Consider the following 24,420-nt stretch of genomic DNA (forward strand, 5'->3'; position numbering starts at 1 on the left):
AAATTAATAAATTTTTAAAATATAATAAAAAAAAGAGATTCATACATGCGTATGAATCTACAAAATATGAGTATATTCCAAAACATTTTTCCCGATCAATAATATAGTAACTAATAAAAATAAAGCCCTTACATATCCAACACCTTTTTGAACCGCAAACTTCGATCCAAAATAAGCACCTAAGATCATTGATAATCCCATGATAATACCGTATTCAAAATGAATTATATCTAAAAATAAAAAAGTAATTAAAGATACAATATTACTAACAAAGTTCAAAAGTTTTCCAGATGCTGCCGCTTGAATAAAATCCAAGCCAATTAATAAAAATGCAAAAATTAAAAACGACCCTGTCCCTGGTCCAAAAAATCCATCATAAAATCCTATCATTAAAATAGCAAAGAAAAATATTAATGTTTTTCTTTGCGTCATCTTCTTATAGGTAGACACACTTCCCCAATTCTTTTTTGCAATAATATAAATAGCAATAAATACCAACATTACAAGTACTAATGGGCGTAAAATATCCGGTGGAATAAATTTTACTACTAAAGCACCTGCAACAGCTCCAACAATAGTTAACGGGATTAACTTTCCTACAATTTTAAAATCAACTTTTCCTGATCGAATAAAATACATCGCACTCGTAAACGTCCCCATTGTTGCCGCTAATTTATTCGTTGCAATTGCCGAAGCTGGCGATAAGCCAACAAACATAAGCGCAGGAAGCGAAATTAACCCTCCTCCTCCAACAACGGAATCAATAAAAGCTGCTAAAAAACCGAATGCAATTAATAAAATAATGACTTGAAAACTTAATTCTTCCATGAGATTTACCCCTTACCCCTATTTTTTACAACATTTTAAATTATAACAAAATTACATAAGAAAAAAAGCTGTTCCATAGAGGAACAGCCTTCATATTTAATCTAAAATCTTCACAAGTGGTTCATCTTGTTTTGCTTCACGTATAATAATAGCTTCTGGGCGTTCTACAGATTTAATCGTTACTTGTACTTTCATATAATTCGGGAAGTATTCCATAACAAGCCCTGCCACATATTGTGTAAAACCAACTATTTCAGCTTTTCCATTAAACTGGACAGGAATATCAAGCTTCATTTCTCTTAATTCATCATCTCTATACATACCAGTACCAATAACAGCTGTATAGTCGCCTTGGAAATAATCGCTTAGTTTTGCCTTAAAGTTGGATACTCTTGCAAGGTCTTCACGTTTATTATCTGTTTTCGCTTGCTCTGATGGGAACAAATAATATTTTTCATTAATTTGTTGCCAATCTTCAACCGTTTCACTACCTTTTTCGGCATTTGCATAAGAAACAAAGTTACCTGGCACGAGCGAAGACTTTGGAGCTTGGCGATAAATCGCAAATGTTATTGGAATATTTTTGGTTTCAGGTTCTTTTTGATGTATGACTTTCAAAATTTCTTGCGCCATTTTTTTCCCTTCAGCTAACATCTTTTCATCCGGGATTGCAGCTTCACGTGGATAACCATGCTCTTCGTTAAAATATTGAACAGAATTCATTGCTAATCCAACTACCATACCAACGCGTTCCTCGCCGTTATCGCCTTTTTTCACATAATAATCATGCTCTAAAATATTTGAAATATATATTGGATTTTTTTTATTTTTCACTTCTAGTGATTCGGATCCTGTTCCTAATGCAGGGTTTAATCCTATATTAGGAAATTTAACTGCATCTTTTTTTAATTTGTCCTCTAGTTCCTTTTGTTCAGCATCTGTACGTTTTCTTTTAACAAGCATCTGTATAGTTTGAGTATCTAGAGCTTTTCCGCCTTTTAAAAAATTATCTTTCGTACTAAATGATTCTTTTGCAATTCGCATTAACCCTGTTTCAAATTCATCTATATCAAGACGACTATTTAACCCTTGCACCACTAAACCACGTGCATTTCCACCATCAAATGGAATAGTCGTCTTATAATATTCATCCGAAATAGCGTATTTTGGAACAACTGATTGTTCTTTTGCTTTCCCCGATTTCTCAGCCACTTTTTCATCTTTGTCGGCACCTGCACTACACCCACTTACAAGTAGGCCAAGGCTTAATACCGCTAATGCTATTTTTTTCATGGTAAGTTTGCACCTCTTACTTATTTAGCTCTTGTAAGAACCTCTCTTCATTCCAAACCTCAACATTATGTTTCTCCGCTTGTGCTAATTTCGAACCAGCCGCTTCACCTGCAACAACTAAATCCGTACTCTTACTAACACTTCCCGTTACTTTTCCACCTAATGCCTCAATCTTCTTCTTCGCTTCACTTCGCCCCATAACTTCTAGCTTACCTGTTAAAACAACCGTTTTTCCTGCGAAGTAACATTCAACATTTTGTAAATCTGCAATTTTTATACCTTTGTATGTCATATTCACGCCATACTCTTTAAACTGCTGTAATAACTCTAATACATCTTCATTATCAAAATATGTCACAACAGATTGAGCCATTTTTTCGCCAATTTCATTAATTGCTTTTAGTTCTTCTTCCGTTGCTTTTACAAGCTCATCCATCGTTTCAAAGTGCTCTGCAAATGTACGTGCTGCTTTCGCTCCAACGTGGCGAATTCCAAGACCAAATAATAATCGCTCTAACGAGTTTTCTTTAGAATTTTCAATTGCTTGTATTAAGTTTGTTGCTGATTTTTCACCAAAACGTTCTAACTGTAATAATTGCTCTTTCGTCAATGCATATAAATCAGCAAATGTACGAATGTAATCAGCATCAAAGAGTTGTGTAATGACACGTTCTCCAAGTCCATCAATATTCATTGCATTTCTTGAAACGAAATGGATTAACCCTTCTCGAATTTGAGCAGGACAAGTTGGATTTATACAACGAAGTGCTACTTCTTCTTCTAAACGAACAAGTTCACTCTCACATGCTGGACAATGAGTTGGCATGCGGTATTCTTCTTCCTCACCAGTACGCTTATCAAAAATAACGTTCACAACTTCAGGAATAATATCTCCAGCCTTCTTCACAACAACGTAGTCACCAATTCGAATGTCTTTTTCACGAATTAAATCCTCGTTATGTAAAGAAGCACGACGAACAATCGTACCAGCAACTCTCACTGGCTCTAGTTCTGCAGTCGGTGTTACAACTCCTGTTCGGCCAACACTTAATTCAATGCCTGTTAATCTCGTTACAACTTCTTCAGCCGGGAATTTATAAGCAATCGCCCATCTTGGACTCTTCGCTGTAGTTCCTAGACTTTCTTGAAGGGCAACATCATCTACTTTTATAACGATTCCATCAATCTCATAATCAAGATGCGGACGTTTTTCTTGCCATTCTTCTACATAAGCTATAACTTCTTCAATTGTTTCACATGTACGGCGATTTGGATTTGTCTTAAATCCAAGTTCACCTAAGAAATCAAGCGATTCACTATGTGATGGAATTGTTTTTTCTTCTACATTCGCAAGACCATACACAAACATAGATAAGTTACGCTTCGCTGCAATTTTCGGATCAAGTTGACGTATTGAACCTGCTGCTGCATTACGCGGATTCGCAAATACATCTTCTCCATTTTGCTCTTTTTCTTCATTTAGTTTAACGAATGAACGCTTCGGCATATAAGCTTCGCCTCGTGCTTCTAACGTTACTTCTTCATTTAAACGAAGTGGGATAGCTTTAATCGTTTTTAAATTTTGAGTAATATCTTCACCCGTTACACCATCACCACGTGTCGCCCCTTGAATGAAGCGTCCTTTTTCATAATGAAGCGACACGGCAAGCCCGTCAATTTTTAATTCACATATATATCTTACATTCGCACTATCAATTCCTTGACGTACTCTTCTGTCGAAATCACGTAAATCTCCTTCGTTAAATGCATTTCCTAAACTTAACATTGGTGACTTATGTGTTACTTTTTCAAATATATCAAGAACAGTCCCCCCAACGCGAACGGAGGGAGAATCTTCACTCATAAACTCTGGGTTCTCTGCTTCTAATTTTATAAGCTCCTGCATATTACGGTCATATTCCGCATCAGAAACAGAAGGATTGTCTAATACGTGATATTGATAGTTAAATGTATTTAATAAATCACGCAGTTCTTCTATACGTTTTTTTGCTATCTCTTTTGACATATCCTCATTCCTTTCTATTGTTTCGTCACAGGTGCAAATTTTGCTAACAAACGTTTAACACCAATTGGGCTTGGGAATGCAATATCTAATTCTTTTGCATCACCTTCACCTTTTACACTTACAACTGTACCGACTCCCCATTTTTGGTGGGAAGCTTTATCTCCTACTGCCCAGCCAATTTGTTCGCCGCCTGTCGTCTTAGTCTTAGCTGCAGGGCGCGCGAAAGCTGAACGAGAGCGTGTTGTCGTTGTGATTGTCGTTTTGCCGCTACTTGCCGTTCTGCCTTTTGCACCAAACGATGTTTCACGCTTTGGCGCTGTTTCATTTAATGATTCCACTAGTTCTGTCGGGATTTCTGTAATGAATCGAGACGCAGCGTTCATACTTGTTCTACCAAATAAAGTACGCATTTGCGCGTTAGATAAATATAGCTCTTCTTCTGCACGGGTAATACCTACATAAGCAAGACGACGTTCTTCTTGCATTTCATCCTCTTCCATAAGAGAACGAGTATGAGGGAATATCCCTTCCTCTAAGCCAACAATAAACACAACCGGGAACTCTAATCCTTTCGCTGAGTGCATCGTCATTAAAATAACTTCTTCACCAGCAGTTGGGTCTTCATCTACACGATCAATATCAGCAACAAGTGCTAAATCTGTTAAGAATGCAACAAGGCTCTTATCTTCGCTTTGAGATTCAAATGTTTGCGTAACAGATAAGAACTCGTCTAAGTTTTCTAAACGACCTTCCGCTTCTAAAGAACGTTCATTTTTCAACATATCGCGATAGCCTGTTTTTTCAATAACTTCTTCTACTAATTCTGTAACAGATAAATACTCTTGCATATTTACCCAGTTATTTAATAAATTCGCAAATTCTTTTACTGCCTTTGTAATTTTTGCACTTACTCCAACATGCTCAATTTCATCAAATACAGCAGTTAATGAAATTCCGTTTTGCACACCGTAATTAATAATTTTATCGATAGAAGTCGCACCAATACCACGCTTTGGCATGTTAATAATACGTGCAAAACTAATTTCATCATCTGGATTACCGATTAAACGTAAGTACGCCAAAATATCTTTAATCTCTTTACGGTCGTAGAACTTCGTACCCCCGACAATTTTGTACGGAATGTTAGATTTAAGGAAAATCTCCTCGACCATACGAGACTGAGCATTCGTACGATATAACACTGCAAAATCAGTATATTTTCGTTTCCCCATTTGAATATCGTCACGAATTTTTTTCGCAACAAAATACGCTTCGTCCTTTTCAGTTGCAGCACGATAATACGAGATTTTACTTCCAACTTGATTGTCTGTCCATAATTTCTTCGGCTTACGATTCGTATTTTTTTCAATAACAGCATTCGCTGCATTTAAAATATTTTGTGACGAACGATAGTTTTGTTCTAACAAAATTACTTGTGCATTCTCATAGTCTTTTTCGAACGACAAAATGTTAGAAATATCTGCACCACGCCAGCGATAAATAGACTGGTCAGAGTCACCTACAACGCAAAGATTTTTAAAACGCGCTGCCAAATGTTTAACAAGAAGATATTGCGCTTTGTTCGTATCTTGATACTCATCAACGTGAATATATTGGAACTTACGCTGATAAAACTCTAATACTTCTGGAACACGTTCAAATAACTGAATCGTGGTCATAATTAAATCATCAAAGTCTAATGAATTATTTTTCAAAAGACGTTTTTGATACTCTGTGTATACATCGCTCGTTAATTTTTCATATGGATCAGCCATTGTAATTTTTTTTGCATATTTATCCGCAGATAACAGTTCATTTTTCGCATTACTAATACCCGCTAAAATAGAGCGCGGCTCAAATTTCTTCGGATCAATATTGCGCTCTTTCATAATTTTTTTGACTACAGTTAGCTGATCGCCTGAATCTAAGATTGTAAAGTTACGATTAATACCAATACGATCGATATCCCGTCGTAAAATACGTACACACATAGAGTGGAACGTCGAAATCCAAATATCTTCTGCTTCTGGTCCCACAAGTGTATCAATACGCTCACGCATTTCACGAGCTGCTTTATTTGTGAAGGTAATAGCTAGTACATTCCATGGTGCTACACCTTTTTCACCAAGTAAATACGCAATACGATGTGTTAACACACGTGTCTTACCACTACCTGCACCTGCCATTAATAGAAGTGGTCCATTCGTTGTTTGGACTGCTTTTTGTTGCTGTGGATTTAAACCGTTTAATAATCTATCTGTCATACTCATATACGCCTGCACCTACTCTCCTTTTACTGCTTTAACTGTTTTTAACGCCAATTTTATATCATCATAAATAATATTTCCAACAACTACTGTATCAGCATATTGTGCCATTTCTTTCGCCTGTTCTGCATTAGAAATACCACCGCCATAGTATAACTTAGCTTGTTTCAATTCTGCTTTTACATTTTTAACAAGTTCAACATCTCCATACGTACCGCTATATTCTAAATAAAATATCGGTAAATGTAATAACTTGTCTGCTAAACGAGCATATGCAATAACGTCATCTTCTGTTAAATCACATTTCGCTTCTGTAAGCTGGGCTACTTTCGCTTCTGGATTTAAAACACAATACCCTTCCATAAAAATTTCGTCCCAGTCCATAATATCCCCAAATTCTTTCAATGCCTCATGATGAACACCTGTTACCCATTCTACTTTTCGGCTATTTAAAACACTTGGGATGTAATAAAAATCAAATCCTGGTGTAATTGCTTCTACATCAGAAACCTCTAATACACAAGGAACTGCATATCTACGAATGCTAACTAGCATGTGTAATACGTTATCAATTGTAACTCCATCACTTCCGCCTACAATAACCGCATCAGTTCCAGACTCACAAATCATTTCTAAATGTTCATCGCTTAACTCCTTATTTGGATCAAGCTTAAATACATGTTTCCATCCGGAAATATCGTACATGAAAACACCCTTCCTTTTCTCTAGTTATATATATTTCTGTTCAAAATAACAGTTTATTTTCATCATTATTGTTTTAACTTCATCTTAAATATTTGTTTAAAACGGAGAATTAAGTTTGGAATTACCTCTTCCATATTTTTTAAACTAGAGGATTTAATTTTGAAGTTCCTTTTATGCATTCTTTCATTATAACAAAAAAAGTTACTTACACACACGCACATTCCAACATCTTTTTCCACGTCAAATGTTGGATTACATATCCCAAAAATCAAACGGGATACTAATAAAAGAAATAGTATTATCTATTTCAACTTTCATAAAAAGGAGTGTTTTTCTAATGAAGCAAAATATCGGGACAATAAACGCTCTAATTCGAATTACACTTGGGCTTGTCCTCTTCGGATGTAGTGCAACTAAACTTGTACGCAAGCCGTGGTGCACTTGGTCTAACATTTTTCTATGGATTGGTGCAATGAAAGTTGCAGAAGGAATTGTTCGTTTCTGCCCTGTTGTTGAAATGTGGAAATTCGGAAAATACATGAATATGGGGGCATTTAAAATGCCTAGCATGAATTTTGCTGAAAAAGGACATGCTAAAGAAGAAGTGAATCAAACTTCCACTCATGACAAGCCAAAGTCAAAAGGAAGTTATGACGCTTCTGACAAAGAGATTGAGTCAGCGATTGAAAATATAATCCTGGCAAAACCGCTTTGAATCATTTGTCACGATGCAAGATGCTCTCAAAGGGACTTAGCTGCTGCAGTGGGCGGTTAAGTCTTCTTTATTTTACCATAAAACAGAACGTACATTCTCTTTTTCGGCCTTAAAATGTATATAAAAGATATCAATCAATAAAATTCAGAAAATTAGGTGTATACCTCTTGCTTAAAATGATATAAAAGTGATATCATTTTTATATCAGGAGGCGATCATATGAAAGAAAAACAAGTATTTTATGTAAATGGTTTTCTCGGTATTATTGGAATTTTGATTTTAGCTGCTATCGGTGTATTTTTCCTTGCACAAGAAATTTTCATAGGAGCGGCACTAACTATTATATTAGCCGCAGTTCTCGCTACAGGTATCGGTATTGTTCAACCGAATCAAGCGAAGGTTATTACGTTCTTCGGTAATTATTTAGGAACAATTCGTCAAAACGGTTTATTTTTAACGATTCCGTTCGCATTCCGTCAAACTGTATCTTTACGTGTTGAAAACTTTAACAGTAAAAAATTAAAAGTAAATGACGTTGATGGAAATCCAATTGAAATTGCAGCTGTTATCGTATATAAAGTTGTTGATTCTGCAAAAGCAATGTTTGGTGTTGAACATTATGATCGATTTGTAGAAATTCAAAGCGAAACGGCAATCCGCCATGTTGCAACAAAATATCCTTATGACAATTTCCAAGATGAAACCTGCGTTACGTTACGCGGAAATACTGAAGAAATCTCTGAAGAATTAAAACGTGAATTAGAGGCGCGTCTTGAAATTGCTGGTGTAGAAGTATTAGAAACTCGTTTAACGCACTTAGCTTACGCAACAGAAATTGCCCATGCAATGCTACAACGCCAGCAAGCAAAAGCAGTATTAGCTGCTAGAAAAGAAATTGTTGAAGGTGCTGTGAAGATGGCGAAAGATTCCATCCATATGTTAGATGAAGAAGGCGTACTAGAACTCGATGACGAGCGTAAAGCAAATATGGTAAACAACTTATTAGTTGCCATCGTTTCAGATAAAGGTGCGCAACCAGTTATTAATACAGGAAGCCTATACTAAGGGCTATAAGTAATTATGGCTAAAAAGAAAAGCTTTCCATTACGTATTGATCCTGAATTACACGCAGTCATCGAAAAATGGGCAAATGATGAATTTCGTAGCGTCAATGCACACATCGAGTATTTACTTCGAGAAATGGCAAAGCAAAAAGGGAAATTAAAAAAAGATAAAGATGCATAAAAAATCCCGCTGATTCCTCAGCGGGATTTTTACATATTAACTTTTCGTCATCTCATGCCCAATTGCACGATATCCTATATCACTTCGATAAAATAGACCATCACTCTCAATTTTACCGATTTCTTTATATACTTTATCTTTTGCTTCTTGTAAACTATTTGCCTTACAAGCAACAAATAATACACGGCCACCGTTCGTTACAAAGTCCCCATGTTTCATTGCTGTACCTGCATGGAAAACAATCACATCTTGCAGTGCATCTAGTCCACTAATAATATCACCTTTTTTATATGCTTCTGGATATCCTTTAGAAGCAAGTACAACACCGATTACAGCTTCTTCTGACCATTGTAACGTTAGTTCACTTTCATCTAATACAGCGTTACATACGTCAACTAAATCATTTTCTAAGCGAGGTAATACAACTTCTGTTTCAGGATCACCGAAGCGTGCATTAAATTCAATTACCTTCGGACCATCATTTGTTAAAATAAGACCTGCGTATAAAATACCTGTAAACGAACGGTTTTCTGCAATCATCGCCTTAGCAGTTGGATGTAATACGGTTTGAATCGCTTCTTGAACTGCTGATTCTGGAATTTGTGGTACTGGAGAATATGCACCCATTCCGCCCGTATTTGGACCTTTATCACCATCAAAAGCTCTTTTATGATCTTGGGCGATTACCATTGGATGTACAGTTGTTCCATTCACGAATGCCATTAATGAAAATTCTTGTCCATCTAAAAACTCTTCAATAACGATCTTCTTACTTGCCGCGCCGAATTTCACATCTTGTAGCATTTCTTTCACAGCTTGTAATGCCTCTTCAAGCGTCATTGCTACCGTTACCCCTTTACCAGCAGCTAATCCGTCAGCTTTAATAACGATTGGTGCACCAACTTTTTGAATGTACTGTACTGCTTCTTCATAATCGGTAAAAGTTTCGTACGCCCCAGTTGGAATATCATACTTTTTCATAAGCTCTTTTGTAAAAGCTTTACTACCTTCAATAACAGCAGCCGCTTTATTCGGACCAAATACGCGAAGTCCCTCTTCTTTAAAACGATCAACAATTCCATTCATAAGTGGAATTTCTGGTCCAACGAAAGTTAATTCCACATTATTCTCTTTGGCAAATAAAACTAATGCATCAAAATCATTTTCATCAATATCAACTGGTATTGCAACATCTCGCATACCTTCATTACCTGGTGCTACATATACCTTTTTCACTTTTGCAGATTGTGCAAACTTCCAAGCTAAAGCATGCTCACGCCCACCGCGGCCAATTACTAAAACATTCATATTTCATCCCCCAATAATTAAATAAGTACAAACTAGAAGCTATGCTCCTAGTTTGCTTTTTCATATCAATAAAAGGTTATCTTGACCGGACTTTTTAAACATCCATCTCAATAAAGGTTTAAAAGGAGGATCAAGAGCACCGAGCAGGTCTAGGCGCATTTGCCAGGAGGACACGGAGTGTAGCTTTCCTACATAAGTACCGCACTGGCGATGCAACGACGACATGCGAAGGTTATCTTGACCGGACTTTTTAAACATCCTCTATTAGTGTTTGAAATGACGTACGCCAGTGAACACCATAGCAATCCCATACGTATCTGCCACTTTAATAGAATCTTCATCACGGATCGATCCGCCTGGTTGAATGATTGCTGTAATTCCCGCTTTTGCTGCTTCTTCTAATGTATCTGGCATTGGGAAGAAAGCATCAGATGCAAGCGCGCTACCTTGTGCTTTTTCACCAGCTTGTGTAATCGCGATTTTTGCAGAACCTACACGGTTCATCTGTCCCGCACCGACACCAATTGTCATGTCATCTTTCGCTAAAACAATTGCATTTGATTTCACATGTTTTACAACTTTCCAAGCTAGTTTTAAATCTTTCCATTCTTGCTCTGAAGGTTCACGTTTCGTTGGAATTGAAATTGTACTTTCATCTAATGATAACGTATCTTCCTCTTGAACGAGAAGTCCACCTTGTACAGAAGTTAGTTTTTTGCTTGCACTTGTCGCTTTTTCAATATTTATAGTTAATAAACGTAAGTTCTTCTTACTTTGCAACACTTCTAAAGCTTCTTGCGAGAACGAAGGTGCGATAACAATTTCTAAGAAAATTTCATGTAACTTTTCTGCTGTAGCTTTATCAATTTCACGATTTGCTGCAATAATACCGCCGAAGATTGATACTGGATCTGCTTCATAAGCACGAGTATATGCTTCGTGAATATTAGTTCCTACTCCAACACCACATGGATTCATATGTTTTACTGCTACTACTGCTGGTTCTGTAAATTCTTTTACGATGCTAAGCGCTGCGTCTGCATCATTAATATTGTTATACGATAATTCTTTACCGTGTAATTGTTCTGCGTATGCAACAGAAGAAGTTGCTGCGAATGGCGCTTTATAGAAAGTTGCTTTTTGATGTGGGTTCTCGCCATAACGTAAGTCTTGCTTTTTCTCAAATGTCACAGTTAATGTTTCTGGACTTTCTTCACCCATTTGCTCTGTTAAGTAGTTAGAAATTAACGCATCATACGCTGCTGTATGACGGAATACTTTCGCTGCTAGTTTACGTTTCGTTTCCTCTGCTACTTCACCGTTCTCTTTCAGTTCTGCTAACACAATATCATAATCTACTGGATCTACAATTACAGATACGAATTTATGATTTTTCGCAGCAGAGCGAATCATTGTCGGGCCACCGATATCAATATTTTCAATTGCATCAGCAAATGTTACATCAAGCTTAGCGATTGTTTCTTTAAATGGATATAAGTTAACAACAACAAAGTCAATTGGCTCCATACCTAATTCATTCATTTGTGTTACATGTGTTTCATTATCACGAACTGCTAATAGACCACCATGAATATTTGGATGTAACGTTTTCACACGGCCATCCATAATTTCAGGGAAACCAGTTACTTCAGAAATACCAATTACTTGTAAACCGTTTTCTTCTAATAACTTTTTCGTACCACCTGTTGAAATAACTTCAATCCCTTGTTCTAGTAACCCTTTAACAAATTCTACTACTCCTGTTTTATCTGAAACACTTACTAATGCACGCTTTTTCATTTATCCTTCACCCCTGGTTGTATGTTAGTTAACAGTTGATTCTTTCACAGACTGAACAATTTGATTCACTGTATTTACGTATAATTTATGTTCAACTTGTTGAATTTTCTTTTGTAAACTTTCTCTCGTATCCCCTTCAGAAACAACCACTGCTTCTTGCGCAATAATTGGCCCTGTATCCATACCTGCATCTACATAATGAATTGTTACTCCAGTTACTTTCACACCTGCTTCTAACGCTTGACCGACAGCATCTTTACCCGGAAAGCTCGGTAGTAATGATGGATGAATATTAATAATCTTCCCGCCGTATGCTTCTAGTAACGTCGGCCCGATTAACCGCATATATCCAGCTAAAATAACATAATCAATTTCATATTCTTCTAGCTTCTTTAATATCTCTTTTTCAAATGCTTCTTTTGACTCATATGCTTTCGCTGAAAAAGCAAAACACGGAATATGATGATAATTTGCCCGTCCAACAGCGCGTGCTTCTGGTTTATCACATACTAATAAACTAATTTCTGCATCCAATCTTTTTTCTTCTACCGCATTAACGAGAGATTGAAAGTTAGATCCGCTTCCAGAAGCAAAAACTGCTAATCTACTCATAGTGCTGTGCCCCCATTAAAAGTAACGCCAGCTCCTTGTATAGTACGTCCAATAATACGAGCCATTTCTCCTTGCTCTTCAAGAAGACGAACAACATCTTTTGCATCTTCTTCCTTCACTGCTACTACCATACCAATACCCATGTTAAAAATATTGAACATTTCTTTTTCTTCCAGTTTTCCAACTTCTTGAAGCAAACTAAAGATCGGCTGAATTTCCCAAGATCCTAGTTCAATCTCGGCACCGATTCCTTCTGGCAACATGCGTGGAATATTTTCAATAAATCCACCACCTGTAATATGCGCCATACCGTATACTTCATGTTTCTTCAATAGTTCTAAAATAGGTTTGACATAAATTTTCGTTGGTTTTAATAATTCTTCACCAAGAGGTAGTTCTAAGCGGCCATAAATACGCTCTAAAGATAGTTCCCCATCTTCTAGTAACACTTTTCGTACTAAAGAGTAACCATTGCTATGAATACCGCTAGATGCTAAGCCAATTAGCACGTGACCAGCTTCAATCTTTTCACCTGTTACAATTTTCTTTTTATCAACAATCCCAACTGTAAAACCAGCTAAATCATATTCTTCCGTAGAATACATTCCTGGCATTTCAGCTGTTTCTCCACCGATTAATGCACAACCAGCTTGGCGACAGCCCTCTGATATACCTTTGACGATGTTTTCAATTTTACTAGGTTCAGCTTTACCGCAAGCAATATAATCAAGGAAGAAAAGCGGCTCTGCTCCTTGGACAACAATATCATTTACACACATTGCTACTGCATCAATACCAATTGTGTCATGTTTATCTGCCATAAAAGCGAGCATCAATTTCGTTCCCACGCCATCTGTTCCAGATACTAATACAGGTTCTTCTAATGCAAATTTTGATAGATCAAACATACCTCCAAAACCGCCTAAACCGCCTAGTACTTCTTTTCTCATAGTTGTTTGTACGTGTTTTTTCATGCGAGATACCGCTTCATATCCAGCTTCAATATCTACTCCTGCTTGCTTATATGCATTCGCCATCGTTATTTACACCTCGTCTTTTAATTTCTCCCCATCCAGGGCGGGCTATTTTAAGAAAAGAGCTAGCTTCTACATCAAAAGAAGTAGAAGCTTTTCTCACTTTTCTTATTTCATACTTTCTAAAAGCTCTTGCTCATAATCATAAAGAGCTGTTGGATAGTCCCCATTAAAGTAAGCCATGCATAGGCCGCCATATTTTCCTTCATATGGACGTCCAATTGCATCTACTAATCCATCTTCACTTAAAAATGTTAAAGAATCTGCTCCGATCATTTCACGGATTTCTTCTACTGTATGATTTGCTGCAATTAATTCTTTTCTCGTTTGAATATCAATGCCATAGAAACATGGATATTTCAGAGGTGGTGAAGCAATTCTTACGTGAACTTCTGTCGCTCCAGCCTCCCGAAGCATACGAACAATTCGTTTACTTGTCGTTCCTCTTACGATAGAGTCATCAATCATAACAACTCGTTTCCCTTCAACTACACCTCTTACTGCGGAAAGCTTCATCTTAACCCCTTGCTCGCGCAGTTCTTGAGAAGGTTGGATAAACGTACGTCCAACGTAACGATTTTTAATTAATCCTAACTCATATGGAATACCTGTCGCCTCCGCATAGCCAATCGCAGCTGAAATACTAGAGTCTGGTACACCAGTAACAACATCTGCTTCAATAGGAGCTTCTGCCGCTAAACGTTTCCCCATATTCTTACGTGCTGCATGAACGTTAACGCCTGCAATATTAGAATCTGGTCGTGCAAAGTAAATGTATTCCATACTACAAATTGCATGTTCTACATCGTTTGTGAAACGATGTACGTGAATTCCTTCATCATTAATGATAAGTAATTCACCCGGTTCTACATCACGAATGTATGTTGCACCTACTACATCAAAAGCACATGTTTCAGATGCTACAACGTAAGCATCCCCCATCTTTCCAATTGAAAGCGGACGGAACCCATTCGGATCTAATGCAACGATCATTTCATTTCCAGTTAGTAAAAGATACGCAAACGCACCTTTCACTTTATTTAAAGCCTCTTTTACACTTTCAATTAAAGAATCTTTCGTACTACGTTTAATAAGATGTAAAAGTACTTCTGTATCTGAACTAGTTTGAAAAATACTGCCCTCTGCTTCTAATTCACGACGAAGCATTTTTGCGTTAATTAAATTTCCGTTATGAGCTAACGCCATACTATGATCGGAAAAACGGAACAACAATGGTTGAACGTTAGCAACTTCACTTCCACCAGCTGTTGCATATCGTACATGTCCGATTGCTGATTTTCCATTTAATCCTTCTAGCTCACCTCTTGAAAACACTTCTGATATTAAACCTAACCCCTTGTGACCGACGATTTTTTCCCCATTATTTACGACAATGCCTGCGCCTTCTTGCCCACGGTGCTGTAAACTGTGCAATCCGTAGTATGAAACTTGTGCTGCATTTTCATGCCCCCAAATTCCGAAAACGCCACATTCTTCGTTTAACCCCTTTATTTCAGCAAGCATGGGATTGCCCCTTTCCAAGCCTTTCTCATTTCATCTACATTTGCTGTAAGTAATACTTCATTTTCTTCATTATGAATTGTTACTTCATTTGTACTTGTTACTTCTCCAACTTGGATTGCTTCTACCACTTTCTCAAACGCCTCTTTATTTTCACGTTTTACAGTTATCACGAAGCGAGACTGTGATTCAGCGAATAATGCAGCTGTTGCTTCTCCATCTAATTTCACAGTAGCACCTAAGCCTTTAGCACCAATTGCACTTTCTGAAATCGCAACTGCTAAACCACCTTCAGCAACATCATGTGCAGATTGAACAAGACCAGCTTGAATTGCTTCTAATACTTGTTTTTGGCGTTTTAATTCTACATCTAAATCGATACTTGGTGATTGACCGAAAATTTTGCCGTGAATCATTTTCTGTAATTCACTTCCGCCAAACTCAGCTTTCGTCTCACCAATTACATACACTAAATCACCAGCTTGCTTAAACTCTTGTGTTGTTACATGTTTTAAGTCATGCACAAGTCCGACCATCCCAACAGTTGGTGTTGGATATACAGCTTCACCACTACGCTCGTTATACATCGATACGTTTCCGCCGATAACTGGTGTTTGTAATGTGCGACAAGCTTCACTCATACCGTCTACTGATTTCTCAATTTGCCAGAAGATTTCTGGTTTTTCTGGGTTACCGAAGTTTAAGCAATCTGTAATTGCAAGTGGCTCTCCGCCAGAACATACGATATTACGCGCTGCCTCTGCTACTGCAATTTTACCGCCCATCTCTGGGTCTAGATAAATGTAGCGAGAGTTACAATCTGTCGTCATTGCTAATCCTTTTTCTGTACCGCGTACACGTACAACTGCAGCATCTGAACCTGGCGTAACAACTGTGCTTGTGCGAACTTGGTAATCGTATTGATCGTATACCCACTCTTTACTTGCAATTGTTGGTTGCTGTAATAAAGCGAATAACGTTTCTTTATAATTTTCTACTTTTGGCGTTTCCATTTTCATTGCTTGGAATTCAGCAAAGTATGCTGCTTCTTTTGAGGGCTTATGATAAATTGGTGCTTCTTCTGCTAAAGCATCTGCTGGAACTTCAGCTACCTTTTCACCTTTATGGAATAAACGAAGCATTTTATCTTCTGTTACTTTCCCCATCGTAACCGCTGCAAGACCATACTTCTCAAATAAATCTACTATTTCTTGTTCTCTACCTTTTTTCACGACAATTAACATACGCTCTTGTGATTCAGATAGCATCATTTCATATGGTGTCATTCCTGTTTCACGCTGTGGTACATCATCTAAGTACATTTCAATACCCATTCCTGCTTTACTTGCCATTTCTGCAGATGATGATGTTAAACCAGCCGCACCCATATCTTGAATTCCAACAAGTGCATCAGATTGAATTAATTCTAAACACGCTTCAATAAGAAGTTTTTCCATAAATGGATCCCCTACTTGAACCGCTGGACGTTTCGCTTCTGAGCTTTCAGATAGTTCTTCCGACGCGAATGTTGCACCGTGAATACCGTCACGACCAGTTGATGCTCCTACGTACATTACTGTGTTACCAGCACCATGTGCTTGTCCTTTTTTAATGTCTTCGTGGTTAATCAAACCTACGCACATTGCATTTACAAGTGGATTTCCTTCGTAACATGGATCAAATTGTACTTCGCCGCCAACAGTCGGAATACCGATGCAGTTACCGTATCCTGCAATTCCTGCTACTACTTCTTCGAATAAATATTTCACACGTGGTGACTGTAATTCACCGAAACGAAGTGAGTTTAATAGAGCTACCGGACGTGCTCCCATAGAGAATACGTCACGAATAATACCACCAACACCTGTTGCAGCTCCTTGATATGGTTCAATAGCTGAAGGATGGTTATGACTTTCCATTTTAAATACAACTGCTTGATTATCACCGATATCTACAATTCCAGCACCTTCCCCAGGCCCTTGTAGAACACGCTCACCTGTTGTTGGGAATTTTCGAAGCACTGGTTTTGAATTTTTATAACTACAATGTTCAGACCACATTACAGAGAATAACCCTGTTTCTGTATAATTTGGCAGACGACCTAAAATCTTTTCAACCATGGCAAACTCTTCGTCTGTTAGCCCCATTTCCGCATATATACGCTCTTCTTTAATTTGTGTTGGATTTGGTTCAAGCATTAACGACATATGTTTCCCTCCACTGTTTTAAGATAGATTGAAAGACTTTTAACCCTTCAGCACCGCCAAGTAATTCATCTACAGCACGCTCTGGGTGTGGCATCATACCAAGTACATTTCCTTTTTCATTTACAATACCAGCAATATCTGAAACGCTACCGTTAGGGTTTTCTACGTAACGGAATGCGATTTGATTGTTCTCTTCTAATTGTTTAAGAGTCGCTTCATCACAATAGTAATTCCCCTCACCATGCGCGATTGGAATATTAATTATTTCATCTTTTCCATATTGTGATGTAAACATCGTTTCATTATTTTCAACACGTAACTGAACAGTGCGACACATAAATTTTAAGTTTTCGTTTCTCATTAACGCTCCTGGTAGTAATCCTGATTCAACAAGAATCTGGAATCCATTACATACACCTAAAATCGGCTTTCCTTGCTCAGCAGCTTTTTGCACTGCTTTCATTGCATTAGCAAAGCGAGAGATAGCACCGCAGCGTAAGTAGTCACCATAAGAAAATCCACCTGGTAGTAGAATTGCATCATATTCATCTAAATTCTCTGTATCGTGCCAAACGTAATCTACTTCTTCGCCAAGCTCATCTTTAATTGCATGGAACATATCGACATCACAGTTCGAACCCGGAAATACTATTACGGCAAATTTCACTGTGCGACAACCTCCTCAACTTCATAACGGAAGTCTTCCATTACAACGTTCGCTAATAGTTTTTCACACATTTCTTTTACCTTGCTATCTAAATCAGATACAGATTTATCAATTGTTAGTTCCATGTACTTTCCGATTCGAACGTCTTGTACTTCTGTGAATGAAAGACTATGAAGTGCTCCTTTTACTGCTGTTCCTTGTGGATCTAATACGCTTTCTCTTAATGTTACATATACCTTAACTTTATACATGTGAAATTCCCCCTAAACGTTTTAAAATCTCTTCATAAGCATCTGTTAAATTTCCAAGATCACGACGGAATACGTCTTTATCAAACTTTTCATTGCTCGTTTCATCCCATAAACGGCAAGTATCTGGTGAAATTTCATCCGCTAAAATGATTTCTCCTTCTTCCGTTACACCAAACTCTAATTTGAAATCTACTAATCTTACACGACAGCTTGCGAAATGATCAATCAACACTTGATTGATTTGTAGAGCCATATCTCGTAATACACTTACTTGCTCTGGCGATGCAACGTTTAATACACGAATATGATCTTCCGTTACAAGCGGATCTCCTAAATCATCATCTTTGAAGTAAAATTCTACGATTGGTTCTGCAAGTACAGTTCCCTCTTCCATTCCTAATCGTTTTGAAAGACTTCCTGCAATTACATTTCTTGTGACAACTTCTAAAGGAATAATACTCACTTTTTTAACAAGTTGTTCTGTCTCAGATAACTTCTCAACAAAATGTGTTTTAATTCCCACTTCTTGTAACTTTCTGAACAATAAAGTTGTAATTTCATTGTTCAAACGACCTTTTCCTGTAATCGTCTCTTTTTTCTCCCCATTGAAAGCAGTCGCACTATCTTTGTACTCTACCCAAACCATATCTGCTGATTCTGTACGATAAATTCTTTTTGCCTTACCTTCATACAGCAATTCTAGCTTTTGCATTTCGCAAGCCCCCTGTAGTTTGAAAAATGTGAATAATATTTTTATAAAGAATGGCACAGAATGACTCTATTCTGTGCCATATGAAATTTTACGCTTCGTTTAATCCAAGGCGTTCAAAGATTGTATCAACGTGTTGCATATGATGCTCATAGTTGAAGCATTCATTAATTTCTTCTTGTGTTAACTTGCTTGTAATACGCTCATCAGCTTCTACAAGCTCTTTAAATTGTACTTGTGTTTCCCAAGCTTCCATCGCTTTAGGCTGTACGATATCATAAGCTTCTTCACGTACCATACCTTTGTCGATTAGTGTAAGCATTACGCGCTGAGAATAAATTAAGCCGTATGTTCTTGTCATATTACGTTTCATATTCTCTGGGTATACAGTTAAGTTTTTAACAATATTACCAAAGCGATTTAACATGTAATTTAATGCGATTGTAGCATCTGGTAAAATTACGCGTTCTGCCGAAGAGTGAGAAATGTCACGCTCATGCCATAATGGAACATTTTCGTAAGCTGTCATCATATAACCGCGGATAACACGAGCTAAACCAGTCATATTTTCAGAACCAATTGGATTACGTTTATGTGGCATTGCAGAAGAACCCTTTTGACCTTTTGCGAAAGCTTCTTCAACTTCACGTGTTTCACTCTTTTGTAAACCACGAATCTCAACTGCCATCTTTTCGATAGATGTTGCAATTAGTGCAAGTGTTGACATGTAGTGTGCGTGACGATCACGTTGCAATGTTTGTGTTGAAATTGGTGCTGCTTCTAATCCTAAATTTTCACAAACATATTTTTCTACGAATGGATCGATATTTGCATATGTACCAACCGCACCAGATAGTTTACCAACACGAACTGTATCAGCAGCTTGTTTGAAACGCTCTACGTTACGTTTCATCTCTTCATACCAAAGACCAAGTTTTAAACCAAATGTCGTTGGTTCTGCATGAACACCGTGTGTTCTTCCCATCATGATTGTGTATTTATGCTCTTTCGCTTTGTTAGCTAAAATGCTTACAAAGTTCTCTAAGTCTTTTAATATAATTTCATTCGCTTGTTTTAAGATGTAAGATAATGCTGTATCTACTACATCTGTAGATGTTAAACCGTAATGAACCCATTTACGTTCTTCGCCTAATGCTGGCGTTTCTGATACAGCACGAGTGAATGCAACTACGTCATGACGTGTTTCTTTTTCAATTTCATAAATACGATCAATATCAAATGATGCATGTTCACGAATTTTTTTAACATCTTCTTTTGGAATATCGCCAAGCTCAGCCCATGCTTCACAAGCTAAAATCTCAACTTCTAACCACGCTTTAAATTTGTTCTCTTCCGTCCAAATCGCACCCATTTCAGGGCGTGTATAACGACTAATCATCTTTTTCCCTCCAACAGTTGTTCTTGATGGTCCCAAATATGCAAACTCTTCGCTTTTTCTAGAGCGACTTCAATATTATCATTTAAAATATTAACATGCCCCATTTTTCGCTGTGCTTTTGCTTCTTCTTTTCCATACAAGTGTAAATAGCACCCGGTTAATCTATTCACTTGTCTTAGGACCCCTTCTATATGTTCGCCTAAAATGTTTACCATGACAACTGGTTTTAACAAATTTGTTTCTCCTAGAGGTAAATTACAGATTGCTCGAATATGTTGACCAAATTGACTCGTTTCACATGCATCCTGTGTATAGTGTCCTGAATTGTGAGGTCTTGGCGCTAATTCATTAATATAAATCTCACCATTATCTGTAGCAAACATCTCTACAGCTAGTGTTCCCACAAGTTCTAATTCATCCGCAAGTACCTTTGCATACGCAATTGCTTTTTGAGAAAGCTCTTCTGTAATGCGAGCTGGAACGATAGATTCATGTAAAATGTTATTTACATGAATATTTTCTGCTACTGGAAACACTTTTGTTTCACCACTTACACTACGAATCACAATAACTGATACTTCTTTTTCAAAAGGCACCCATTTCTCTAAAATACATTCTGCTTTATCCACAAGATTTCTTGCCGCCTCAACATCAGCTTCACTTCTTAAAACAACTTGCCCTTTCCCATCATATCCACCTGTCGTCGTTTTTAAGACGGAAGGGAATGATAACCCAGCAATTGCTTCTGTAAGCTGATCTTGATTTTGAACTAATCTATACGTTGCTACTGGTAACCCAGCCTTCTCAATCGCATTCTTTTCTGTAAAACGATTTTGCGTTGTATTTAACAACTGACTACCTTGTGGTAAGTACGCATGTTTTTCAAGCCATTGTAAACATCTATAATCAATATTCTCAAATTCATATGTGACAACATCACTTATCTCTGCTAAATGCTGAATTGCTTTTAAATCATCATATGGTGCAACAATTTCAATATCAGCAACTTGTGCACATGGCGAATGCTTTGTAGGATCTAAAACAGCAATTTTATATCCCATCTCCTTAGCTGCCAATGCCATCATTCTTCCTAGCTGGCCGCCTCCAATAATACCGATTGTTTTTCCAGGTAAAATGATTCTCGTCATACTAGCTCACTACCTTCACGCACATCTTTTTCAATCGCTTCTCGTCTCAATTCTAATCCATCATGTATATCATCATGGAATGATCCAAGTATTTGTGCGGCAAGTAATCCAGCATTCGTTGAACCGGCTTTACCAATTGCAACAGTTGCAACTGGAACACCTCCTGGCATTTGGGCGATGGATAATAATGAATCTAAGCCGTTTAATGCTTTTGATTGAACTGGAACTCCAATTACAGGAAGATTTGTCTTCGCTGCAACCATTCCTGGTAAATGTGCTGCTCCACCAGCTCCAGCAATAATAACTTTCAATCCACGTTCACGAGCCGTCTCTGCATATTCAAACATATAATCCGGAGTCCGATGAGCGGATACAACTTTTTTCTCATACGGTATATTTAATTCATCTAAAATGTCACAAGCATATTTCATTGTTTCCCAGTCTGACGTACTTCCCATTATGACTCCAACTAGTGATTTCATATTAGAATCCCCCCGATTCAAATAAAAAAAGCCTGAAATAGAACAGTTTCTCTTTTACTATGAGAGAAAGCGCTCTACTCAGGCATACGTATCCCTTGTGAATAGAAAAATACCGAGTGACTTTCCCTCATAGTCTAACGAATAACGGTCGTTAGGTAGAGACTTGCAGGCCATATCCCCGCGATTATATGAGGTCTTATATTATTGTTTCTATGGCTATATTAACAATATTTCATAAACAATGTCAATAAATAATCGAATGTTTTTTTATTAGCAGTCAATAACGTTCGTGTTTTAGTTATATTCAAAAGAAGAATTGCAACTATATACAAGAAGAAAAGGGAATTAGAATATATATTTCTAGAGATCTATTTTATGTATTTATCGTTTAAATAGCACTTCAGTATGTTTTTAATCAAAATATATACACTCTTGTATTATTATAACGATTTAATTTCTAAGGAGGATAACTGTTAAAGAAAGAACTTTGCTATTATCCTATTTATTTTTCTCTATTGCAGTAATTTCTGTAATTATTAAATATTTATTTATAGCATCTCATTATTTAAAATATATACTTATGATAGAAATAATGTGTCCTATTTTAAGTATTACTTTAGCGACATTAGGAAAATCAGGAACACAAAAAATCATTACTATTATTTTAAAGAGTCTCTACTTCATTCTTTTTTCGTCTGTAGCTTTATTAAATTTACGGATTATAGCATTCGGTAAATAAAAATAAACACAAAAAAACCTAAGTCAAAATAACTTAGGTTCTTGCTTGGCGACGTCCTACTCTCACAGGGACAAGGTCCCAACTACCATCGGCGCTAGAGAGCTTAACTTCCGTGTTCGGTATGGGAACGGGTGTGACCTCTCTGCCATCATCACCAAACTATGAAGGCATATTCCTTCAAAACTAGATAACATTGCTACATATTATATGGTTAAGTCCTCGATCTATTAGTATTCGTCAGCTCCACATGTCACCATGCTTCCACCTCGAACCTATCAACCTGATCATCTTTCAGGGATCTTACTAGCTTACGCTATGGGAAATCTCATCTTGAGGGGGGCTTCATGCTTAGATGCTTTCAGCACTTATCCCTTCCGCACATAGCTACCCAGCTATGCCCTTGGCAGAACAACTGGTACACCAGCGGTGCGTCCATCCCGGTCCTCTCGTACTAAGGACAGCTCCTCTCAAATTTCCTACGCCCACGACGGATAGGGACCGAACTGTCTCACGACGTTCTGAACCCAGCTCGCGTACCGCTTTAATGGGCGAACAGCCCAACCCTTGGGACCGACTACAGCCCCAGGATGCGATGAGCCGACATCGAGGTGCCAAACCTCCCCGTCGATGTGGACTCTTGGGGGAGATAAGCCTGTTATCCCCGGGGTAGCTTTTATCCGTTGAGCGATGGCCCTTCCATGCGGAACCACCGGATCACTAAGCCCGACTTTCGTCCCTGCTCGACTTGTAGGTCTCGCAGTCAAGCTCCCTTATGCCTTTGCACTCTACGAATGATTTCCAACCATTCTGAGGGAACCTTTGGGCGCCTCCGTTACACTTTAGGAGGCGACCGCCCCAGTCAAACTGCCCACCTGACACTGTCTCCCGGGTCGATAAGACCCGTAGGTTAGAATTTCAATACAGTCAGGGCGGTATCCCACCAGCGCCTCCACCGAAGCTAGCGCTCCGGTTTCAATGGCTCCCGCCTATCCTGTACAAACTGTACCAAAATTCAATATCAGGCTACAGTAAAGCTCCACGGGGTCTTTCCGTCCTGTCGCGGGTAACCTGCATCTTCACAGGTACTATAATTTCACCGAGTCTCTGGTTGAGACAGTGCCCAAATCGTTACACCTTTCGTGCGGGTCGGAACTTACCCGACAAGGAATTTCGCTACCTTAGGACCGTTATAGTTACGGCCGCCGTTTACTGGGGCTTCAGTTCAGAGCTTCGCTTACGCTAACCCCTCTCCTTAACCTTCCAGCACCGGGCAGGTGTCACCCCCTATACTTCGCCTTACGGCTTCGCAGAGAGCTGTGTTTTTGCTAAACAGTCGCTTGGGCCTATTCACTGCGGCTTTCCGTTAAGAAAGCACCCCTTCTCCCGAAGTTACGGGGTCATTTTGCCGAGTTCCTTAACCAGAGTTCTCTCGCACACCTTAGGATTCTCTCCTCGCCTACCTGT

21 protein-coding genes, 2 rRNA genes and 1 riboswitch (1 of these 24 only partly in view) are annotated in these 24,420 nt (G+C 38.0%); of the genes, 4 read left to right on the forward strand and 19 right to left on the reverse strand.

From position 1 onward, the window contains the following. Nucleotides 1–57 precede the first annotated feature (57 nt). The 5 genes from MHH55_RS20375 to MHH55_RS20395 form a co-directional block, all read right to left on the reverse strand. Nucleotides 58–828 carry a TSUP family transporter gene (locus tag MHH55_RS20375; RefSeq protein ID WP_078186622.1) on the reverse strand — a complete coding sequence of 257 codons (771 nt, stop codon included), beginning with the start codon at nt 826–828 and terminating at the stop codon, nt 58–60. Between the two features lie 96 nt (nt 829–924). Beyond that, complete coding sequence (locus MHH55_RS20380) at nt 925–2,121, reverse strand: CamS family sex pheromone protein (RefSeq protein ID WP_000717030.1); 1,197 nt, start codon at nt 2,119–2,121, stop codon at nt 925–927. A 16-nt stretch (nt 2,122–2,137) separates the two neighbouring features. Beyond that, entirely contained in the window at nt 2,138–4,147 is a 2,010-nt protein-coding gene (ligA, locus tag MHH55_RS20385; RefSeq protein ID WP_078186621.1) for an NAD-dependent DNA ligase LigA, read from the reverse strand. A gap of 14 nt (nt 4,148–4,161) precedes the next feature. Beyond that, a complete protein-coding gene (pcrA, locus tag MHH55_RS20390; protein WP_139362438.1) occupies nt 4,162–6,417 on the reverse strand; it encodes a DNA helicase PcrA in 2,256 nt (751 codons plus the stop codon). A gap of 12 nt (nt 6,418–6,429) precedes the next feature. After that, the gene (locus tag MHH55_RS20395; RefSeq protein WP_000272098.1) at nt 6,430–7,119 is read right to left on the reverse strand and encodes a heptaprenylglyceryl phosphate synthase; all 690 of its coding nucleotides are present in this window, start codon (nt 7,117–7,119) and stop codon (nt 6,430–6,432) included. Nucleotides 7,120–7,456: 337 nt separating this feature from the next. Between MHH55_RS20395 and MHH55_RS20400 the strand changes: the two genes are divergently transcribed. The 3 genes from MHH55_RS20400 (at nt 7,457) to MHH55_RS20410 (ending at nt 9,079) form a co-directional block, all read left to right on the forward strand. Then, complete coding sequence (locus MHH55_RS20400) at nt 7,457–7,834, forward strand: YgaP family membrane protein (RefSeq protein WP_000812346.1); 378 nt, start codon at nt 7,457–7,459, stop codon at nt 7,832–7,834. Nucleotides 7,835–8,053: 219 nt separating this feature from the next. Then, nucleotides 8,054–8,899, forward strand: a complete 846-nt coding sequence (locus tag MHH55_RS20405; protein WP_000660669.1) for an SPFH domain-containing protein — start codon at nt 8,054–8,056, stop codon at nt 8,897–8,899. A 15-nt stretch (nt 8,900–8,914) separates the two neighbouring features. After that, entirely contained in the window at nt 8,915–9,079 is a 165-nt protein-coding gene (locus MHH55_RS20410) for a toxin-antitoxin system HicB family antitoxin (protein WP_001085171.1), read from the forward strand. Between the two features lie 36 nt (nt 9,080–9,115). Here the strand turns inward: MHH55_RS20410 and purD are convergent, their stop codons facing one another. From purD to purE, 12 genes are all read right to left on the reverse strand, one after another. Then, a complete protein-coding gene (purD, locus tag MHH55_RS20415; protein ID WP_074553595.1) occupies nt 9,116–10,387 on the reverse strand; it encodes a phosphoribosylamine--glycine ligase in 1,272 nt (423 codons plus the stop codon). A gap of 264 nt (nt 10,388–10,651) precedes the next feature. After that, on the reverse strand, nt 10,652–12,187 hold the full coding sequence (purH, locus tag MHH55_RS20420) for a bifunctional phosphoribosylaminoimidazolecarboxamide formyltransferase/IMP cyclohydrolase (RefSeq protein ID WP_078186619.1): 1,536 nt from the start codon (nt 12,185–12,187) through the stop codon (nt 10,652–10,654). A 24-nt stretch (nt 12,188–12,211) separates the two neighbouring features. Further along, the gene (purN, locus tag MHH55_RS20425) at nt 12,212–12,799 is read right to left on the reverse strand and encodes a phosphoribosylglycinamide formyltransferase (RefSeq protein WP_000088589.1); all 588 of its coding nucleotides are present in this window, start codon (nt 12,797–12,799) and stop codon (nt 12,212–12,214) included. Continuing rightward, nucleotides 12,796–13,836 carry a phosphoribosylformylglycinamidine cyclo-ligase gene (gene purM, locus MHH55_RS20430; RefSeq protein WP_001262439.1) on the reverse strand — a complete coding sequence of 347 codons (1,041 nt, stop codon included), beginning with the start codon at nt 13,834–13,836 and terminating at the stop codon, nt 12,796–12,798. Before purM ends, purN begins: the two co-directional genes overlap by 4 nt. Before the next feature lie 105 nt (nt 13,837–13,941). Then, nucleotides 13,942–15,357 carry an amidophosphoribosyltransferase gene (purF, locus tag MHH55_RS20435; RefSeq protein ID WP_078186618.1) on the reverse strand — a complete coding sequence of 472 codons (1,416 nt, stop codon included), beginning with the start codon at nt 15,355–15,357 and terminating at the stop codon, nt 13,942–13,944. After that, on the reverse strand, nt 15,342–17,561 hold the full coding sequence (gene purL / locus MHH55_RS20440; RefSeq protein ID WP_000055564.1) for a phosphoribosylformylglycinamidine synthase II: 2,220 nt from the start codon (nt 17,559–17,561) through the stop codon (nt 15,342–15,344). Before purL ends, purF begins: the two co-directional genes overlap by 16 nt. After that, nucleotides 17,545–18,228, reverse strand: coding sequence for a phosphoribosylformylglycinamidine synthase subunit PurQ (gene purQ, locus MHH55_RS20445; RefSeq protein ID WP_000666786.1), 684 nt, complete (start codon nt 18,226–18,228; stop codon nt 17,545–17,547). The genes purL and purQ overlap by 17 nt, the downstream gene beginning before the upstream one ends. Then, nucleotides 18,225–18,479 (reverse strand): phosphoribosylformylglycinamidine synthase subunit PurS, encoded by a 255-nt coding sequence (gene purS, locus MHH55_RS20450; RefSeq protein WP_000278823.1) that lies wholly within the window; start codon nt 18,477–18,479, stop codon nt 18,225–18,227. Before purS ends, purQ begins: the two co-directional genes overlap by 4 nt. Next, the gene (gene purC, locus MHH55_RS20455) at nt 18,472–19,191 is read right to left on the reverse strand and encodes a phosphoribosylaminoimidazolesuccinocarboxamide synthase (protein ID WP_001170544.1); all 720 of its coding nucleotides are present in this window, start codon (nt 19,189–19,191) and stop codon (nt 18,472–18,474) included. Before purC ends, purS begins: the two co-directional genes overlap by 8 nt. 88 nt (nt 19,192–19,279) lie before the next feature. Further along, entirely contained in the window at nt 19,280–20,587 is a 1,308-nt protein-coding gene (purB, locus tag MHH55_RS20460) for an adenylosuccinate lyase (RefSeq protein WP_000625682.1), read from the reverse strand. Next, entirely contained in the window at nt 20,584–21,735 is a 1,152-nt protein-coding gene (gene purK / locus MHH55_RS20465) for a 5-(carboxyamino)imidazole ribonucleotide synthase (protein ID WP_000196774.1), read from the reverse strand. The genes purB and purK overlap by 4 nt, the downstream gene beginning before the upstream one ends. Next, a complete protein-coding gene (gene purE / locus MHH55_RS20470; RefSeq protein ID WP_048538232.1) occupies nt 21,732–22,217 on the reverse strand; it encodes a 5-(carboxyamino)imidazole ribonucleotide mutase in 486 nt (161 codons plus the stop codon). The genes purK and purE overlap by 4 nt, the downstream gene beginning before the upstream one ends. 110 nt (nt 22,218–22,327) lie before the next feature. After that, a riboswitch (purine riboswitch) is annotated at nt 22,328–22,429 on the reverse strand. 275 nt (nt 22,430–22,704) lie between these two features. On the opposite strand from purE, the gene MHH55_RS20475 reads away from it, so the two are divergent. Next, a complete protein-coding gene (locus MHH55_RS20475; protein ID WP_000927500.1) occupies nt 22,705–22,956 on the forward strand; it encodes a hypothetical protein in 252 nt (83 codons plus the stop codon). A 43-nt stretch (nt 22,957–22,999) separates the two neighbouring features. Here MHH55_RS20475 and rrf read toward each other — a convergent pair. Both rrf and MHH55_RS20485 read right to left on the reverse strand, forming a co-directional pair. Then, nucleotides 23,000–23,115, reverse strand: a 5S ribosomal RNA gene (gene rrf / locus MHH55_RS20480). A gap of 48 nt (nt 23,116–23,163) precedes the next feature. Next, nucleotides 23,164–24,420 (reverse strand): 23S ribosomal RNA (locus MHH55_RS20485) (it continues 1,665 nt past the right edge of the window).

Origin of the sequence: Bacillus sp. FSL K6-2944, assembly GCF_038005385.1 — a bacterium.
In the GTDB taxonomy this organism is placed as follows: Bacteria; Bacillota; Bacilli; order Bacillales; family Bacillaceae_G; genus Bacillus_A; species Bacillus_A cereus.

What these genes read in the sequence shown, in the direction of transcription:
- MHH55_RS20375 (WP_078186622.1), bottom strand. Translation starts at nt 828, where the DNA reads ATGGAAGAATTAAGTTTTCAAGTCATTATTTTATTAATTGCATTCGGT.
- MHH55_RS20380 (WP_000717030.1), bottom strand. Translation starts at nt 2,121, where the DNA reads ATGAAAAAAATAGCATTAGCGGTATTAAGCCTTGGCCTACTTGTAAGT.
- ligA (WP_078186621.1), bottom strand. Translation starts at nt 4,147, where the DNA reads ATGTCAAAAGAGATAGCAAAAAAACGTATAGAAGAACTGCGTGATTTA.
- pcrA (WP_139362438.1), bottom strand. Translation starts at nt 6,417, where the DNA reads ATGAGTATGACAGATAGATTATTAAACGGTTTAAATCCACAGCAACAA.
- MHH55_RS20395 (WP_000272098.1), bottom strand. Translation starts at nt 7,119, where the DNA reads ATGTACGATATTTCCGGATGGAAACATGTATTTAAGCTTGATCCAAAT.
- MHH55_RS20400 (WP_000812346.1), top strand. Translation starts at nt 7,457, where the DNA reads ATGAAGCAAAATATCGGGACAATAAACGCTCTAATTCGAATTACACTT.
- MHH55_RS20405 (WP_000660669.1), top strand. Translation starts at nt 8,054, where the DNA reads ATGAAAGAAAAACAAGTATTTTATGTAAATGGTTTTCTCGGTATTATT.
- MHH55_RS20410 (WP_001085171.1), top strand. Translation starts at nt 8,915, where the DNA reads ATGGCTAAAAAGAAAAGCTTTCCATTACGTATTGATCCTGAATTACAC.
- purD (WP_074553595.1), bottom strand. Translation starts at nt 10,387, where the DNA reads ATGAATGTTTTAGTAATTGGCCGCGGTGGGCGTGAGCATGCTTTAGCT.
- purH (WP_078186619.1), bottom strand. Translation starts at nt 12,187, where the DNA reads ATGAAAAAGCGTGCATTAGTAAGTGTTTCAGATAAAACAGGAGTAGTA.
- purN (WP_000088589.1), bottom strand. Translation starts at nt 12,799, where the DNA reads ATGAGTAGATTAGCAGTTTTTGCTTCTGGAAGCGGATCTAACTTTCAA.
- purM (WP_001262439.1), bottom strand. Translation starts at nt 13,836, where the DNA reads ATGGCGAATGCATATAAGCAAGCAGGAGTAGATATTGAAGCTGGATAT.
- purF (WP_078186618.1), bottom strand. Translation starts at nt 15,357, where the DNA reads ATGCTTGCTGAAATAAAGGGGTTAAACGAAGAATGTGGCGTTTTCGGA.
- purL (WP_000055564.1), bottom strand. Translation starts at nt 17,561, where the DNA reads ATGTCGTTAATGCTTGAACCAAATCCAACACAAATTAAAGAAGAGCGT.
- purS (WP_000278823.1), bottom strand. Translation starts at nt 18,479, where the DNA reads ATGTATAAAGTTAAGGTATATGTAACATTAAGAGAAAGCGTATTAGAT.
- purC (WP_001170544.1), bottom strand. Translation starts at nt 19,191, where the DNA reads ATGCAAAAGCTAGAATTGCTGTATGAAGGTAAGGCAAAAAGAATTTAT.
- purB (WP_000625682.1), bottom strand. Translation starts at nt 20,587, where the DNA reads ATGATTAGTCGTTATACACGCCCTGAAATGGGTGCGATTTGGACGGAA.
- purK (WP_000196774.1), bottom strand. Translation starts at nt 21,735, where the DNA reads ATGACGAGAATCATTTTACCTGGAAAAACAATCGGTATTATTGGAGGC.
- purE (WP_048538232.1), bottom strand. Translation starts at nt 22,217, where the DNA reads ATGAAATCACTAGTTGGAGTCATAATGGGAAGTACGTCAGACTGGGAA.